General features: G+C 62.6%; 3 protein-coding genes. 2 read left to right on the top strand and 1 reads right to left on the bottom strand.

What is annotated here, in order from left to right; translation table 11 throughout:
• A partial coding sequence (locus ABJK70_RS23200) for a hydrogenase small subunit (protein ID WP_347259277.1) occupies nucleotides 1–470 on the bottom strand: 470 nt, incomplete at its 3' end.
• 290 nt (nucleotides 471–760) lie between these two features.
• Between ABJK70_RS23200 and ABJK70_RS23195 the strand changes: the two genes are divergently transcribed.
• Both ABJK70_RS23195 and ABJK70_RS23190 read left to right on the top strand, forming a co-directional pair.
• Complete coding sequence (locus ABJK70_RS23195; RefSeq protein ID WP_347259276.1) at nucleotides 761–1,888, top strand: DNA repair exonuclease; 1,128 nt, start codon at nucleotides 761–763, stop codon at nucleotides 1,886–1,888.
• A partial coding sequence (locus ABJK70_RS23190) for an AAA family ATPase (RefSeq protein WP_347259275.1) occupies nucleotides 1,885–2,750 on the top strand: 866 nt, incomplete at its 3' end. The genes ABJK70_RS23195 and ABJK70_RS23190, both read left to right, overlap by 4 nt.

Genomic DNA, 2,750 nt, shown 5'->3' with positions numbered 1-2,750 from the left:
CAGGCGATCACCGCGAGGCAATCCTTGGCGGCGTAACGCAACTGCTCGACGAAAGGCTTGCCGCCGATGATGCAGAACATGCCGTCCTCGTTCAGCGGCGGATTGCCCTCCACCGCGAGGATGTAGCGCCCCTTGTACTTGCGGATGGTCTCTTCGAGTATCGCCTCGGCCTGATGGCCGGCGGATACCATCAGCGTGTCGTCGTAGTCCAGCGAGAGCATCGACAGCACCACGTCCTTGGCCAGCGGGTGCGCCGAGCGGATGAAGGATTCGGAACAGCAGGTGCATTCCAGGCCGTGTAGCCACAGGACCGGCGTGCGCGGCTTGGTTTCCATCGCGTGGACGATCTGGCCGACGAACTGCGGCCCCAGGGCCAGAGCCGACGCGGTCAGCCCGCAGTATTTCAGAAAACTGCGGCGACTGATGCCCTGCCGGCGCATGACATCGTAAAAGCTTTCGGAATTCACCATCCACTCCCCCTGATATTTTTGTTCGTGTGGATCGACGGATTGCGGAAATGAGCGGCCTGATCAGACGCTCGAGCGCCCGCGGGCATGGCTCAAGCATCGTTGACGCATGGTTCGGCGCGATTCGTTTCCCAAGAGTGTGCGCCGTCACTCGCCGACGGTCCTTGCCCAGGCATTTTAATTCCATGTCCTTTATAAGGTTTTTACTTGAAGATAACCGAGCTTGTCAATCGGTTATTCACGTTAAACTATTCGTCGATCGTCAATAACCCTTTACAACCGGGGACACCCGTTTGATCAAGCTACTGCACACCGCCGACTGGCAGATCGGCAAGCTGTTCGGACAGTTCGAGCCGGACGATGGCGCTCTTCTCGCGGAAGCTCGATTCGCGGCCGTCGAGCGGCTCGCGAAGCTTGCAAGCGAAAACCGAGTCGACCTCATGCTGGTCGCGGGGGATGTTTTCGATGCGCAGGGCGTCGCAGACAAGACCATCCACCGGCTCTTCCATTCGATGGCGGGTTTCGAAGGGCCGTGGATCTTGCTCCCGGGGAACCACGATGCGGCGCTCGCCGAATCCGTCTGGACCCGCGCGCTCCGCCTCAGGGCCATTCCCGCCAATGTGACCGTCTGCCTTCAGCCGGAGCCGGTGCTGCTTGAATCGATCGGTGTCGCCGTGCTGCCCGCGCCGCTGACCCAGCGCCATACCCATACTGACCTGACCGAATGGTTCGCCGGGGCCGAGACGCCTGCCGGAATGCTGAGGATCGGGCTGGCCCACGGCAGCGTTCAGGGCATTCTCGCGGAAGATATCGATTCGCCCAACCCGATCGCCGCCGAACGTGCCGGGCAAGCGCGCCTCGATTACCTCGCGCTCGGAGACTGGCACGGCACGAAACAGATCGATCCGCGCACCTGGTACAGCGGCACGCCGGAAACCGATCGCTTCAGATCCAACGAATCCGGCCGGGCGCTGCTGGTCGAACTGTCGGAACCGCGTGCAGTGCCGACGGTGACGCCGGTCGCGACTGGCCAATACCGCTGGCATTCGGAAGCGCTAGCGCTTCAGGTGCCGAGCGATGTCGAGCTAGCGTTGCCGAAAATTTCGGCTTTCGGACCGGCGGACGTCGTGCAGCTTGAACTGTCCGGACAAACCGATCTCGACGGATACCGGCGTCTTTGCGCGGCTATCGAGCAGGCCCGCGGCAAAGCCCGGAGCCTCTTGGCCGATTTGTCCGCTTTACGTCTCGAACCGACCGCGGAGGACATCGACGCCTTGAAAGCGGACGGCTATCTGGGCGAAGTCATCGCCGAGCTCCGCGCAAGCCAGGACGGAGCGGACGCGGAAGTCGCACGGGAAGCGCTGGCCCTGCTGGCGGGCATCCTCGATGCTCAGCACGCGAAAGCCGGAGGTTCCTTGTGAGACTTTCCCGCATCCGTATCGAACAGTTCAAGAAGTTCCGGCAACCGATCGAGATCAAGGACCTCGAACCGGGGCTAAATTTGTTCACCGGACCGAACGAAGCCGGCAAGAGCACGATCGTCTCGGCCATCCGCGCTGCGTTCTTTGAACGGCATCGTTCCGGCAGCGTCGACGACCTGCGTCCCTGGGGCGATACATCGGCATCCCCCACCGTCGAACTGGAGTTCGCCATCGGGGATACTCATTACAGGCTCCTCAAGAGTTTTCTCGGCAAGAAGCGCTGCGAGCTGCAGATCGGCACGCAGCGGCTGGACAGTGCCGAGGCCGAAGACCATCTCGCGGAACTCCTGGGTTTTCGCTACGCCGGCCGGGGCGCCAGCGGTTCCGAGCACTGGGGCATTCCGGGGTTGTTGTGGATCCAGCAGGGAGCCGGGCACGACATTCGGGACTCGGTGACGCATGCGATAGACCATCTTCGTACCGCTCTGAACGCCTCGCTGGGCGAGATAGCCAGCAGCGGCGGCGATTCGGTTCTGGCGACGGTCGAAGCCGCCCGCAACGAGTTGCTGACTCCTTCGGCGGGCAAGCCGCGGGGAGCGTATGCCGAGGCGCTCGATCAGGAGGCTGCACTGACGAACGCCATCCGGGAACTCGACTCGGAAATCGCCGCTTATCGCCAGAAAGTCGATACGCTCGCTGCCCTGCGCCGCGAACACGCCGCCGACGAAGCCGAAAGGCCCTGGATCGGCTTTCGCGAACAGGAACGAGCCGCGGCCGAAAAGCTGGAGGCTATCGGGCGCGTCGAAGAAACCTTAGCCACCGAGAAATTGCGCGCGACCCAGGTCGACGAGCGGATCAGGCT

Origin of the sequence: Methylocaldum sp. (assembly GCF_039794385.1) — a bacterium.
Taxonomy (GTDB): domain Bacteria; phylum Pseudomonadota; class Gammaproteobacteria; order Methylococcales; family Methylococcaceae; genus Methylocaldum.
The sequence above is the reverse complement of the archived record's forward strand: the minus strand, read 5'-3'. Positions and strand labels throughout refer to the sequence as shown.